Source organism: gamma proteobacterium symbiont of Lampromicra miyakona, from assembly GCF_059730895.1.
This window is the reverse complement of record NZ_AP035932.1, coordinates 1,021,200-1,035,574: the sequence shown is the minus strand read 5'-3', so window position 1 is coordinate 1,035,574 and position 14,375 is coordinate 1,021,200. Positions and strand designations below refer to the sequence as shown.

The 14,375-nt window shown below is 56.6% G+C and carries 7 protein-coding genes, 2 tRNA genes and 3 rRNA genes; 5 read left to right on the top strand and 7 right to left on the bottom strand.

Annotated elements, in window-relative coordinates; all coding sequences use genetic code 11:
• Positions 1-34 precede the first annotated feature (34 nt).
• Positions 35-1,180, bottom strand: a complete 1,146-nt coding sequence (locus AC6I8P_RS04690; RefSeq protein WP_481657440.1) for a tRNA/rRNA methyltransferase — start codon at positions 1,178-1,180, stop codon at positions 35-37.
• A 156-nt stretch (positions 1,181-1,336) separates the two neighbouring features.
• Between AC6I8P_RS04690 and trxC the strand changes: the two genes are divergently transcribed.
• The 5 genes from trxC (at position 1,337) to AC6I8P_RS04665 (ending at position 7,065) form a co-directional block, all read left to right on the top strand.
• The gene (gene trxC, locus AC6I8P_RS04685) at positions 1,337-1,756 is read left to right on the top strand and encodes a thioredoxin TrxC (protein ID WP_021313847.1); all 420 of its coding nucleotides are present in this window, start codon (positions 1,337-1,339) and stop codon (positions 1,754-1,756) included.
• A 76-nt stretch (positions 1,757-1,832) separates the two neighbouring features.
• Complete coding sequence (locus tag AC6I8P_RS04680) at positions 1,833-2,525, top strand: tRNA-uridine aminocarboxypropyltransferase (protein ID WP_481657439.1); 693 nt, start codon at positions 1,833-1,835, stop codon at positions 2,523-2,525.
• 86 nt (positions 2,526-2,611) lie between these two features.
• Positions 2,612-5,299 (top strand): bifunctional acetate--CoA ligase family protein/GNAT family N-acetyltransferase, encoded by a 2,688-nt coding sequence (locus tag AC6I8P_RS04675; RefSeq protein ID WP_481658061.1) that lies wholly within the window; start codon positions 2,612-2,614, stop codon positions 5,297-5,299.
• Between the two features lie 83 nt (positions 5,300-5,382).
• Positions 5,383-6,741, top strand: coding sequence for a CDP-diacylglycerol--serine O-phosphatidyltransferase (gene pssA, locus AC6I8P_RS04670; RefSeq protein ID WP_498031021.1), 1,359 nt, complete (start codon positions 5,383-5,385; stop codon positions 6,739-6,741).
• 3 nt (positions 6,742-6,744) lie between these two features.
• Positions 6,745-7,065, top strand: a complete 321-nt coding sequence (locus AC6I8P_RS04665) for a YfiM family lipoprotein (protein ID WP_136547940.1) — start codon at positions 6,745-6,747, stop codon at positions 7,063-7,065.
• On the opposite strand, the gene AC6I8P_RS04660 is transcribed toward AC6I8P_RS04665, so the two are convergent.
• The 6 genes from AC6I8P_RS04660 to AC6I8P_RS04635 all read right to left on the bottom strand — a co-directional run bounded on the left by AC6I8P_RS04660 (position 7,066) and on the right by AC6I8P_RS04635 (position 13,913).
• Positions 7,066-8,367, bottom strand: coding sequence for an MFS family transporter (locus AC6I8P_RS04660; protein ID WP_498031020.1), 1,302 nt, complete (start codon positions 8,365-8,367; stop codon positions 7,066-7,068).
• Between the two features lie 211 nt (positions 8,368-8,578).
• Positions 8,579-8,694: ribosomal RNA gene (rrf, locus tag AC6I8P_RS04655) — 5S ribosomal RNA — on the bottom strand.
• Between the two features lie 197 nt (positions 8,695-8,891).
• Positions 8,892-11,797 (bottom strand): 23S ribosomal RNA (locus tag AC6I8P_RS04650).
• A 198-nt stretch (positions 11,798-11,995) separates the two neighbouring features.
• Positions 11,996-12,071 (bottom strand) — tRNA-Ala (locus AC6I8P_RS04645).
• 149 nt (positions 12,072-12,220) lie between these two features.
• A tRNA-Ile gene (locus AC6I8P_RS04640) sits at positions 12,221-12,297 on the bottom strand.
• A gap of 74 nt (positions 12,298-12,371) precedes the next feature.
• Positions 12,372-13,913, bottom strand: a 16S ribosomal RNA gene (locus AC6I8P_RS04635).
• Together the 16S, 23S and 5S rRNA genes with 2 tRNA genes alongside form the textbook arrangement of a ribosomal RNA operon.
• Positions 13,914-14,375 lie beyond the last annotated feature (462 nt).

The following is a 14,375-nucleotide window of genomic DNA, read 5'->3' as shown; positions in this document are numbered from 1 at the left end:
ACAAAAACGGGCCACAGCGGCCCGTTTTTTTTATTTATGCGTTCTGACGCCACCACTCGGCGAGCAGGATACCGGTCGCGACCGAAACGTTGAGGCTTTCAACGTTGCCGGTACCGCCAATCGACAGGCTGATATCGCCCTGCTGGAATGCGCTGTCTGACAGACCTTCACGCTCCTGACCCAGCACCAGTACCATTTTGGCTGGCAGCGCCGCCTGCGCCAGCGGCGTACCGGCGTGGCTGGATGTGGTCACAATGGTGTAACCGGCTTTGCGGAACGCTTCCAGACCCGCAGCAAAGCTTTCGCCGCTGATTGCCTGGACGTGCTCTGCACCACCTTCAGCCGTGCGGACTGCGGCACCCGACTCCAGCAGCGAGGCATCATTGACCAGCAAACCTTTGACGCCAAAGTGCGCGCAGCTGCGCATGATACCGCCAAGGTTGTGCGGGTTGCTGACATCTTCCAGCGCCAGTACGCAGTCTTTGCTCTGCGCCTGCTGCAACCATTCCGCCACCGGCATGCCCATGCGCTTCTTAATAATGAAGCACACGCCGCCGTGGTGTTCAGTCCCGGACGCTTTCGCCAGCTCGGCGTCGTCCACCACGTGATAGGCTTTGCGGTTTGCCGCCAGCCAGCGCAGGGTTTCGCGGAAGCGCGGCGTGACGCTTTGCACGAACCACGCACGGACAATGCTTTCGGGACGGCTCTGGAACAGCGCCTGGCAGGCGTTTTCGCCGTATACGCGCGTCTCTTCCTGACGCTGACGGCGAATCAGTTCCGGGTCGATAACCGGCTTGCTGCTGGCCGCTTCGTCACCCGCATCCGCTTCAGCGGCGACAGGCGGACGTGACACGGTGCGCCACGGTGAATCACTGAAGCCGCGATCGTCCCGATCGCTGCGGCGACCGCGCGCGCTATCGTCACGCGGACCGCGCGAACGGCCAGCATCGTCACGTGGACCACGCGAACGCCCGGCATCATCGCCACGGGCGGTGCGCGGACGACCGCTCTCTTCATTATTATTACGGGTGCTGCGAGGACCAGAGCGACGATTCTCTTCCTGGCGCGCAGCAGGACGGCCGCCTTTGCCGGTACGGGGATTTGGCTTCTGACCGCCCTCCTCATCACGTACGTACATCACTTTTACCTTGCCGCTTTTGCCTTTAAATTCGTCGTTCATCTGTTCCTCCAGCATTGAGAGCGCGAAGATTACCTGATGTGTCGGCGCTTAGCTATCAACTATTGAACCTATTGCTTAATCCAGATTGAGCATAGCATTCAACCTTTTCATAATGTTCACCAATCCTAAGATTTACAGGTCCGGTTTGAGGTGACGATGAATACTGTATGTGCCTCCTGTCAGGCAACTAACCGCGTTCCCGAGGAACGTCTGGCCGACGGAGCCAAATGCGGTCGCTGCGGCGATGCGCTGTTTAGCGGTGAAGTGGTGAATGCCACGGCGGCCACGCTGGATAAATACCTGCAGGACGATCTGCCGGTCGTGGTCGACTTCTGGGCGCCATGGTGCGGCCCGTGCGTGAACTTCGCGCCGGTGTTTAAAGACGTCGCCGACGAGCGGCGCGGCAAAGTGCGCTTCGTGAAAGTGAACACTGAGGCGGAACCTGCGCTCAGCACGCGTTTTCGCATCCGCAGCATCCCAACCATTATGCTGTTCAAAAACGGTGAGATGGTGGACATGCTGAACGGTGCGATGCCGAAAGCGCCATTCAACGAATGGCTCGACGAATCACTCTAATCCCCCAGGGCCAGCCACGCGCTGGCCTTGTTTTTGCCCTTCTATTACACTGGCGTTTTTCCCTGTCCGCGATGCTATGTCTGATAATGCCGTCCTGCGCCTGCGTGCGCAGCGTTTAGCGCGTGCCACGCGCCCGTTTCTCGCCCGAGGCAACCGCGTGCTGCGCTGTCAGCGCTGCCTGCTGCCGCATAAAAACTGTCTGTGCGCGACCCTGCAGCCGCAACAGGCGCGCAGCCGGTTTTGCCTGGTGATGTTTGATACTGAACCAATGAAACCCAGTAATACCGGTCGGCTGATTGCCGACATTTTGCCGGAAACCCAGGCCTTTGGCTGGTCGCGCACCGAGCCCGACGCCGCGCTGCTGGCGGCGGTGCAGACGGCGGATTATCAGCCGATGGTGGTGTTTCCCGGTGCCTATGCCGATGCCGATCGCCAGGTGCTGACCACGCCACCCACCGGCGGCAAGCCCCCGCTGTTTATTATGCTCGACGGTACCTGGACCGAAGCGCGCAAAATGTTCCGCAAAAGTCCGTGGCTGGATAGCTTTCCGGTGATGTCACTGAATGTGGCGACGCCGTCGCGCTACACGCTGCGCGAAGCCCACGCGCCTGGCCAGCACTGCACCGCCGAAGTGGCCGCCGCGCTGCTGGAACAGGCAGGTGACGCCCCGGCGGCGCAGGCGTTGCAGCAGCACTTTGAACGCTTCCGTCAGGCCTATCTGGCCGGTAAACCCCACCATCCGATACACGCGCAAGCAGATAATTTCTGAAGCTGGCTCGCAGCCTGACATCGACAAATCGGCAACCGGCGCAAAAGCGTTTACAATCATGCCAATCCCGAGAGCAGGAGCGAATGATGAGCCAACGTGGACTGGAAGCGCTGTTACGACCGAAATCAATTGCGGTGCTGGGTGCGTCGGTAAAACCGGGCCGCGCTGGCTATCTGATGATGCGCAACCTGCTGGCGGGCGGCTTTAGCGGTCCGGTGTTGCCGGTCACACCCAAATACAAGGCGGTCAGCGGCGTGCTGGCCTGGCCGGACGTGGCCAGCCTGCCCTTCGCCCCCGACCTCGCGATTATCTGCACCCACGCCAGACGCAATCTGGAACTGTTACAGCAGCTGGGAGAAAAAGGTTGTAAAGCCTGCATTATTCTCTCCGCGCCGGCCAGCCAGCTGGAGGCGCTGAAAGCCTGTGCCAGCCAGTGGCAGATACGCCTGCTGGGCCCCAACAGTCTGGGCCTGTTAGCCCCCTGGCAGGGGCTGAATGCCAGCTTCTCACCGGTACCGATTGCGAAAGGACGCATCGCCTTTATTTCGCAATCGGCGGCGGTTTCCAACACCATTCTCGACTGGGCGCAACAGCGCAACCTGGGCTTTTCGTGGTTTATCGCCCTGGGCGACAGCCTGGATATTGATGTCGACGACCTGCTGGATTTTCTTGCACGCGATGGCAAAACCAGCGCCATTTTGCTCTACCTGGAACACCTGAGCGATGCCCGGCGCTTCGTTTCTGCCTCGCGTAGCGCAGCGCGTAATAAACCGATTCTGGTAATCAAAAGCGGTCGCAGCCATCAGGCACAGGCGATGATCGGCACCGCCAGCGGGCTGGATGCCGCCTGGGATGCCGCCATTCAGCGCGCCGGTCTGCTGCGCGTGCAGGACACGCATGAGCTGTTTTCCGCCGTGGAGTCGCTCAGCCACATGCGCCCGCTGCGCGGTGAGCGCCTGATGATTATCAGCAACGGCGCAGCCCCGGCAGCGCTGGCGCTGGATGAACTCTATGCGCGTAACGGCAAGCTGGCGACGCTGGATGAGTCCACACTGCAGGCGCTGGCGGCCCTGCTGCCGGAGGGCATCGGGCGCGGTAATCCGCTGGATTTGAAAGATCATGCAACGCCCGCGCTGTACGTGGCCTGCGTAACACAGCTGCTCGACAGCCATGAACTGGATGCACTGATGATCATCCATTCACCCAGCGCCGTCTCTCCGGCCAGTGAAACCGCCGCGCAGATTATTGCGGCGGTGGCCGCGCATCCGCGGGGTAAGCAGGTGACGCTGCTGACCAACTGGTGCGGCGAACACTCTTCGCAGGAAGCCCGCCGTGCATTCACCCAGGCCGGCATTCCGACCTGGCGCACGCCAGAAGGCACGGTGACGGCATTTATGCACCAGGTTGAGTATCGGCGTAACCAGAAACAGCTACGCGAAACGCCAGCGCTGCCGCTGGGCCTGACGCAAAACAGCGCCGAGGCACATCAGCTGCTGCAACAGGCACTGGATAGCGGCATTACCACGCTGGATACGCACGAGGTGCAGCCCATACTGCAGGCTTACGGGCTGGCGACGCTGCCAACCTGGATCGCCAGCGACAGCCAGTCTGCCGCTAAGATTGCCGACCAGATTGGTTATCCGGTGGCGCTCAAGCTGCGCTCGCCGGATATTGCACATAAGTCGGATGTACAGGGCGTGATGCTCTATCTGCGCAGCGCGGCAGAAGTTGAACAGGCAGCAGACGCCATCTTCGATCGCGTGCGTGAAACGCATCCGCAGGCGCGCATTAACGGTCTGCTGGTGCAAAGTATGGCGAACCGCGCCGGTGCACAGGAGTTGCGGGTGGTGGTTGAGCATGACCCGCTGTTTGGCCCAATCATCATGCTGGGCGAAGGCGGTGTGGAGTGGCAACCGGACAAGCAGGCCGCCGTGGCGTTGCCGCCGCTGAATATGACGCTGGCGCGCTATCTGGTAATTCAGGCACTGAAGAGCGGCAAAGTGCGCAGCCGCAGTGCACTGCGACCGCTGGACATCACCGGTCTGAGTCAGCTGCTGGTGCAGGTATCAAACCTGGTGGTGGACTGTCCGGAGATTCAGCGGCTGGATATTCATCCGCTGCTGGCATCCGCCAATACCTTTACCCTGCTGGACGTGACGCTGCAGCTGGCTCCGTTTCATGGCGACAGTGAGGCGCGGCTGGCAATTCGTCCCTATCCGCACCATCTGGAAGAGCAGGTACAGCTTAAAGATGGCCAGCGCTGCCTGTTTCGCCCGATTCTGCCGGAGGATGAACCGCAGCTACGTGCCTTCATCGCCCAGGTCACCAAAGAAGACCTTTACTATCGCTACTTCAGTGAGATCAATGAGTTTACCCACGACGATTTGGCGAACATGACGCAGATCGATTACGACCGGGAGATGGCGATTGTCGCAGTACGCCAGCATAACGGTGCCGATGAGATCATCGGCGTGACGCGCGCGATCTCCGATGCTGACAATATCGACGCAGAATTTTCGGTATTGGTGCGTTCCGACCTGAAGGGTTTGGGCATGGGCCGGCGGCTGCTGGAAAAGATGATCCGCTATACGCGCGATCATGGCCTGCAACAATTGAACGGTATCACCATGCCGCACAATACCGGCATGATTACCCTGGCGCGAAAACTCAATTTTCGTGTGAATATTCAACTGGATGATGGCATTGTCAGCCTGAATTTACCGCTGGCTGATACCGGCGACCTGGCTGTAGAGAAAGGTAAAAATCCTCCTTAACCGGCCGGTTGATGTTATTATTTACCGTTAGGATCATGATTTGATGGCAAAAGGCCATACAATGAACAGAGAAGAAGTGCACTGTGATGTTGTCTAAATTCAAACGCAATAAACACCAACAACACCTCGCACAGCTGCCTAAACTGTCACAGTCCGTGTCGGATGTGACCACGCTTTACTCGCCCGCCGAGTTTCGTGAAACCCTGCTGACGAAAATCGCTACGGCAGAAAAACGCATCTGCATCGCCGCCCTGTATCTGGAAAATGATGACGGCGGACGCAGCATCATGCAGGCGCTGTATGCAGCGCGTCAGGCGCGCCCGGAACTGGATATCAGCATTCTGGTGGACTGGCATCGTGCGCAGCGCGGCCGTATCGGTGCCGCGCGCGGCCTGACAAACGCCGACTGGTATTGCGAAATGGCGGCGCAGCATCCCGATATCGCGATTCCGGTGTACGGCATTCCGGTAAACACCCGCGAAGCGCTCGGTGTGCTGCATCTGAAAGGCTTTATCATTGACGATACGCTGCTGTACAGCGGTGCCAGCCTGAACGATGTCTATCTGCATCAGCATGACAAATATCGTTATGACCGTTATCAGCTGATCCGCAATCCGCAGCTGGCGGACACCATGTTTCAGTGGATTGGTGAAAATCTTAAGCACTCTGAAGCGGTCAACCGTCTCGATCAGGCTGAGCGTCCCTCCAGCCCGGAGATCAAGAATGAAACCCGCCAGTTTCGTCAGGAACTGCGTAGCTTTAACTATCAGTTCACGGGTGATGCCGGCAACGAATCGCTGGCGGTTACGCCGCTGGTCGGACTGGGTAAACGCAGCCTGCTGAACAAAACCATTTTTCATCTGATGCCCTGCGCCGAGCAGAAGCTTACGCTGTGCACGCCGTACTTCAACCTGCCGGCTATTCTGGTGCGCAATCTGATCCAGCTGCTGCGTCAGGGCAAAGAGGTCGAGATCATTGTCGGTGACAAAACCGCCAACGATTTCTACATTCCGCCACACGAGCCGTTCAAGATTATCGGTGCGCTGCCCTATCTGTATGAAATCAACCTGCGTCGCTTCCTCAGCCGGTTGCAGTATTACGTTAATAACGGCCAGCTGACGGTACGTTTGTGGAAAGATGGCGACAACAGCTATCACCTGAAAGGCATCTGGGTTGATGACGAGTGGATGATGATCACCGGTAATAACCTCAATCCGCGCGCCTGGCGACTCGACCTGGAAAATGCGGTGCTGATTCACGATCCGCTCAACCAGCTGGCAGAGCAGCGCGATAAGGAACTGGCGTTGATCCGTCAGCACACCACGGTGGTGAAACATTTCCGCGAGCTGGAGAGCATCTCTGATTATCCGGCTAAGGTGCGTAAGCTGATTCGCCGTCTGCGTCGCATCCGTATCGACCGCCTTATTAGCCGTCTGCTGTAGCCGATGCGTGCGCTCATCCTCTGTGCGGTATTACTGTGTAGCGGATGTGCGCATGTGGCGCAGGACAGCTGGACCGGCCAGGATAAAGCACAACACTTTTTCTCCTCTGCCGCTCTGGCTGCCGCCGGCAGTGAGATCTCTCAGCATCAACATCAGGGGCGCGGGCAAAATCTGCGCTTCGGCATGCTCTTTTCGCTGAGCTTCGGCGTAGCTAAAGAAGCCTGGGACAGCCGCCCTGCCGGGAGCGGCTGGAGCTGGAAAGATCTCAGCTGGGATGTCGCCGGTGCGGCCAGCGGCATTGCCCTGTGGAACCTGAGCCAGTAATCACAGCGCAATCCCCTTGCCTTTGCGGTGCAGCATCAGCGATACCAGAAATGCCAGCGCGCCCATTGCCGAGACATACCAGAAGAAGGTGGTTTCGATGCCGTGCTTCTTCAGTAACAGCGCCACGTACTCGGCCGAACCGCCAAAGATAGCGTTAGCTACCGCATAGGAAAGCCCCACGCCGAGCGCCCGCACTTCCGGCGGGAACATCTCCGCTTTAAGGATGCCGCTGATCGCGGTGTAGAAACTGGTAATAATCAGTGCCAGCATCACCAGCACGAACGCCAGCCCGCTACTTTGCACATTCTGCAGCAACATCAAAATCGGCACGGTACAGATAGCCGCGCCAGCGCCAAAGATCATCATTGATGCCCGTCGGCCAATCTTATCTGACAGCGCGCCCACAATTGGCTGAATCAGCATGAATACCAGCAGCGCGCCGGTCATCAACGCACTGGCGCTGCGCGCATCCATACCCGCCGTGTTCACCAGATATTTCTGCATGTAGGTTGTGAAGGTATAGAAGCTCAGCGATCCGCCAGCGGTAAAGCCAAGCACCATCAGGAAGGCGCGCGAATGGTTACGCAGCAGGCCAAGGATGCTGCCGGCATCGCGATGTTCCCGGTGCTTTTTCTCGGAGGTTTCATTCAGTGAGCGACGCAACCACAGAGCGACTACTGCCAGAACCGCGCCAAGAAAGAACGGGATACGCCAGCCCCAGCTGCGCAGCGCTTCATCACTGAGGATTTGTTGCAGTACCACGACCGTCAGCACGGCTAACAGCTGACCGCCAATCAGGGTGACGTACTGGAACGACGCGTAGAAGCCTTTGCGCCCTTCCAGTGCCACCTCACTCATGTAGGTAGCGCTGGTACCATATTCACCACCCACCGATAAGCCCTGAAACATGCGCGCCAGCAGCAAAATCACCGGCGCCGCAATGCCGATTTCGCCATAGCCGGGTAAACAGGCGATGACCAGCGAACCAAAACACATCATGCATATCGAGATCAGCATCGAATTTTTTCGGCCGTGACGGTCCGCGATGTAGCCGAATAGCCAGCCACCGATGGGACGCATTAAGAAGCCCGCCGCAAACACGCCGGCCGTTTGCAGCAGCTGGGTAGTGGTGTCGCCGGCCGGGAAAAATACATGAGCAAAATAGAGCGAGAAGAACGAGTAGACGTAGAAATCAAACCATTCGACCAGATTGCCGGACGACGCGCCGACAATGGCCCAGATGCGTTGTTTACTGACGGCTGCCGCTTCCGGCTGGGCCGATTTTTGTTGTAAGTCGGTCATCTTTTACCTCATTTCCTTGCGAAGAACATCGCTAAAGCAATGAGTAAAGCATCTGGGAGCAGCGCGGGGGAATCAGAGCCCGTTCAGGATGACAAAATGTGACAGAGCTGAAGTTTTAGGGAGAGATTTTGCAAGGGGTGAAGTGGATTTAGCGATCGCCAGACGTAAAAAAGCCCCGGACTCTCGTCCGGGGCTTCTTTACTTATTTGATGCCTGGCAGTTCCCTACTCTCGCATGGGGAGGCCCCACACTACCATCGGCGCTACGGCGTTTCACTTCTGAGTTCGGCATGGGGTCAGGTGGGACCACCGCGCTGTTGCCGCCAGGCAAATTCTGTTTTCGTCCGCGTCTTTCGCGCTCTGACTGCGTTGCCCCGCTCGCGCCGCTCAGTCACATACTCGTGTATGCTCCTTCACGTCGTCTCGCGTGCCGCCTTGTCACAGCACAAAATCCACTGGACGTAATCCGGTGAACAAAGCTGAAAATTCTTTCGGTCTCTCAGACCAAAACGCCTCTGGCGTTGTAAGGTTAAGCCTCACGGGTCATTAGTACCGGTTAGCTCAACGCATCGCTGCGCTTACACACCCGGCCTATCAACGTCGTCGTCTTCAACGTCCCTTCAGGACCCTCAAGGGGTCAGGGAGAACTCATCTCGGGGCAAGTTTCGTGCTTAGATGCTTTCAGCACTTATCTCTTCCGCACTTAGCTACCGGGCAGTGCCATTGGCATGACAACCCGAACACCAGCGGTGCGTTCACTCCGGTCCTCTCGTACTAGGAGCAACCACCCTCAATTCTCCAGCGCCCACGGCAGATAGGGACCGAACTGTCTCACGACGTTCTAAACCCAGCTCGCGTACCACTTTAAACGGCGAACAGCCGTACCCTTGGGACCTACTTCAGCCCCAGGATGTGATGAGCCGACATCGAGGTGCCAAACACCGCCGTCGATATGAACTCTTGGGCGGTATCAGCCTGTTATCCCCGGAGTACCTTTTATCCGTTGAGCGATGGCCCTTCCATTCAGAACCACCGGATCACTATGACCTGCTTTCGCACCTGCTCGAGCCGTCACTCTCGCAGTCAAGCTGGCTTATGCCATTGCACTAACCTCCTGATGTCCGACCAGGATTAGCCAACCTTCGTGCTCCTCCGTTACGCTTTGGGAGGAGACCGCCCCAGTCAAACTACCCACCAGACACTGTCCGCAGCCCGGATTACGGGCCTACGTTAGAACATCAAACATTAAAGGGTGGTATTTCAAGGTTGGCTCCACGCAGACTGGCGTCCGCGCTTCAAAGCCTCCCACCTATCCTACACATCAAGGCTCAATGTTCAGTGTCAAGCTATAGTAAAGGTTCACGGGGTCTTTCCGTCTTGCCGCGGGTACACTGCATCTTCACAGCGATTTCAATTTCACTGAGTCTCGGGTGGAGACAGCCTGGCCATCATTACGCCATTCGTGCAGGTCGGAACTTACCCGACAAGGAATTTCGCTACCTTAGGACCGTTATAGTTACGGCCGCCGTTTACCGGGGCTTCGATCAAGAGCTTCTCCTTGCGGATAACCCCATCAATTAACCTTCCGGCACCGGGCAGGCGTCACACCGTATACGTCCACTTTCGTGTTTGCACAGTGCTGTGTTTTTAATAAACAGTTGCAGCCAGCTGGTATCTTCGACTGGCCTCGGCTCCGGGAGCAAGTCCCTTCACCTACGCGCCAGCGTGCCTTCTCCCGAAGTTACGGCACCATTTTGCCTAGTTCCTTCACCCGAGTTCTCTCAAGCGCCTTGGTATTCTCTACCTGACCACCTGTGTCGGTTTGGGGTACGATTTCGTGTTACCTGGAGCTTAGAGGCTTTTCCTGGAAGCAGGGCATCAGTTACTTCACCGCCGTAGCGGCTCGTCGTCACGCCTCAGTGTTAAAGAAGACCGGATTTGCCTGGTCTTCACACCTGCACGCTTAAACCGGGACAACCGTCGCCCGGATAACCTAGCCTTCTCCGTCCCCCCTTCGCAGTAACACCAAGTACAGGAATATTAACCTGTTTCCCATCGACTACGCTTTTCAGCCTCGCCTTAGGGGTCGACTCACCCTGCCCCGATTAACGTTGGACAGGAACCCTTGGTCTTCCGGCGAGCGGGCTTTTCACCCGCTTTATCGTTACTTATGTCAGCATTCGCACTTCTGATACCTCCAGCATGCCTCACAGCACACCTTCAGCGGCTTACAGAACGCTCCCCTACCCAACAACACATAAGCGTCGCTGCCGCAGCTTCGGTGCATGGTTTAGCCCCGTTACATCTTCCGCGCAGGCCGACTCGACCAGTGAGCTATTACGCTTTCTTTAAATGATGGCTGCTTCTAAGCCAACATCCTGGCTGTCTGTGCCTTCCCACATCGTTTCCCACTTAACCATGACTTTGGGACCTTAGCTGGCGGTCTGGGTTGTTTCCCTCTTCACGACGGACGTTAGCACCCGCCGTGTGTCTCCCGTGATAACATTCTCCGGTATTCGCAGTTTGCATCGGGTTGGTAAGCCGGGATGGCCCCCTAGCCGAAACAGTGCTCTACCCCCGGAGATGAGTTCACGAGGCGCTACCTAAATAGCTTTCGGGGAGAACCAGCTATCTCCCGGTTTGATTGGCCTTTCACCCCCAGCCACAAGTCATCCGCTAATTTTTCAACATTAGTCGGTTCGGTCCTCCAGTTAGTGTTACCCAACCTTCAACCTGCCCATGGCTAGATCACCGGGTTTCGGGTCTATACCCTGCAACTTAACGCCCAATTAAGACTCGGTTTCCCTTCGGCTCCCCTATGCGGTTAACCTTGCTACAGAATATAAGTCGCTGACCCATTATACAAAAGGTACGCAGTCACCTAACAGGTAGGCTCCCACTGCTTGTACGTACACGGTTTCAGGTTCTGTTTCACTCCCCTCGCCGGGGTTCTTTTCGCCTTTCCCTCACGGTACTGGTTTACTATCGGTCAGTCAGGAGTATTTAGCCTTGGAGGATGGTCCCCCCATGTTCAGACAGGATACCACGTGTCCCGCCCTACTCGTCGGACTCACAGCTCATGCATCTTCGTGTACGGGGCTGTCACCCGGTATCGCGCGACTTTCCAGACGCTTCCACTGATGCACAAGCTGATTCAGGTCCTGGGCTGCTCCCCGTTCGCTCGCCGCTACTGGGGGAATCTCGGTTGATTTCTTTTCCTCGGGGTACTTAGATGTTTCAGTTCCCCCGGTTCGCCTCGTTTGACTATGTATTCATCAAACGATGATGCACAGAGTGCACCGGGTTTCCCCATTCGGACATCGACGGCTGTAGCGGTTCATATCACCTTACCGTCGCTTTTCGCAGATTAGCACGTCCTTCATCGCCTCTGACTGCCAGGGCATCCACCGTGTACGCTTAGTCGCTTAACCTCACAACCCACAGGCGTTTTGCAACGCTGCAGACTGCAAGCATTTGAGAGACCCGAACGCATCGTTGCTTCATTCTTATTACGGAGAATGAATACGACGCGTCGTTTCAAATTTTCAGCTTGTTCCGGATTGTTAAAGAGCAAATACTTCGCAGCACACCGTCGCCGGTATACTCTGAAGTAAGTTTCAGTACTGTAATGGTGGAGCTAAGCGGGATCGAACCGCTGACCTCCTGCGTGCAAGGCAGGCGCTCTCCCAGCTGAGCTATAGCCCCATACAGTCACTGCAGAGACCATCTACATCCACTCACCAGGAGTCACGTTTCTCACACGGGAAATGTGATTTCGTCTCAGGCAAGGCATGTTTTCGCGAAGCATAGTGAACTATGCGAGCCGGAAACATAACGCGGCATGAGAAGAAATCTGGTAGGCCTGAGTGGACTTGAACCACCGACCTCACCCTTATCAGGGGTGCGCTCTAACCACCTGAGCTACAAGCCTGTAGAGGTTTTTTCTGCTCGTTACTTTTCTATCAGACAATCTGTGTGAGCACTTCGCGGGAAGGTATCTTCAGGTAAGGAGGTGATCCAACCGCAGGTTCCCCTACGGTTACCTTGTTACGACTTCACCCCAGTCATGAATCACAAAGTGGTAAGCGCCCTCCCGAAGGTTAAGCTACCTACTTCTTTTGCAACCCACTCCCATGGTGTGACGGGCGGTGTGTACAAGGCCCGGGAACGTATTCACCGTAGCATTCTGATCTACGATTACTAGCGATTCCGACTTCATGGAGTCGAGTTGCAGACTCCAATCCGGACTACGACGCACTTTATGAGGTCCGCTTGCTCTCGCGAGGTCGCTTCTCTTTGTATGCGCCATTGTAGCACGTGTGTAGCCCTGGCCGTAAGGGCCATGATGACTTGACGTCATCCCCACCTTCCTCCGGTTTATCACCGGCAGTCTCCTTTGAGTTCCCGGCCGAGCCGCTGGCAACAAAGGATAAGGGTTGCGCTCGTTGCGGGACTTAACCCAACATTTCACAACACGAGCTGACGACAGCCATGCAGCACCTGTCTCAGAGTTCCCGAAGGCACCAAAGCATCTCTGCTAAGTTCTCTGGATGTCAAGGCCAGGTAAGGTTCTTCGCGTTGCATCGAATTAAACCACATGCTCCACCGCTTGTGCGGGCCCCCGTCAATTCATTTGAGTTTTAACCTTGCGGCCGTACTCCCCAGGCGGTCGACTTAACGCGTTAGCTCCGGAAGCCACGCCTCAAGGGCACAACCTCCAAGTCGACATCGTTTACGGCGTGGACTACCAGGGTATCTAATCCTGTTTGCTCCCCACGCTTTCGCACCTGAGCGTCAGTCTTCGTCCAGGGGGCCGCCTTCGCCACCGGTATTCCTCCAGATCTCTACGCATTTCACCGCTACACCTGGAATTCTACCCCCCTCTACGAGACTCAAGCCTGCCAGTTTCAAATGCAGTTCCCAGGTTAAGCCCGGGGATTTCACATCTGACTTAACAGACCGCCTGCGTGCGCTTTACGCCCAGTAATTCCGATTAACGCTTGCACCCTCCGTATTACCGCGGCTGCTGGCACGGAGTTAGCCGGTGCTTCTTCTGCGGGTAACGTCAATCGGCAAGGTTATTAACCTCACCGCCTTCCTCCCCGCTGAAAGTACTTTACAACCCGAAGGCCTTCTTCATACACGCGGCATGGCTGCATCAGGCTTGCGCCCATTGTGCAATATTCCCCACTGCTGCCTCCCGTAGGAGTCTGGACCGTGTCTCAGTTCCAGTGTGGCTGGTCATCCTCTCAGACCAGCTAGGGATCGTCGCCTAGGTGAGCCATTACCCCACCTACTAGCTAATCCCATCTGGGCACATCCGATGGTGTGAGGCCCGAAGGTCCCCCACTTTGGTCTTGCGACGTTATGCGGTATTAGCTACCGTTTCCAGTAGTTATCCCCCTCCATCGGGCAGTTTCCCAGACATTACTCACCCGTCCGCCACTCGCCACCCAAAGAGCAAGCTCTTCTGTGCTGCCGTTCGACTTGCATGTGTTAGGCCTGCCGCCAGCGTTCAATCTGAGCCATGATCAAACTCTTCAATTTAAGTTTGATTTGCTGCAACGAGTGCAGCGATGCTCTGTGAATTAAACTTCGTAATGAATTACGTGTTCACTCAGCAAAGACTTGATATTTTTTAAAGCCCGTAGGCTTGTGATATCAATCCTGCGAGTGCCCACACAGATTGTCTGACAAATTGTTAAAGAGCGGTGCGACGCGGCGTTCGGCCTGCTGTCGCGAGGTGGCGTATATTACGCTTTCCTCCTTCAGAGTCAAACACTTTTTTCAGCGTTTTTCTCCGGCGGGGTGAATCGCTTCACGCCCTGCTGAGCCGCCTGCGTTGCCGCTTTGCCGTCTCAGTGGTGGCGCATTATAGGGACTTCGTTTCGCCTGACAAGCGCTAATTTGCAGTTTTTGCGCGACCGCTCACTTTCCAGGCAACACGTTGCAAAAACCAGCTGATTCTTGCGAAACAGCATAAAAAAACGGGCCCTGAGGCCCGTTTTT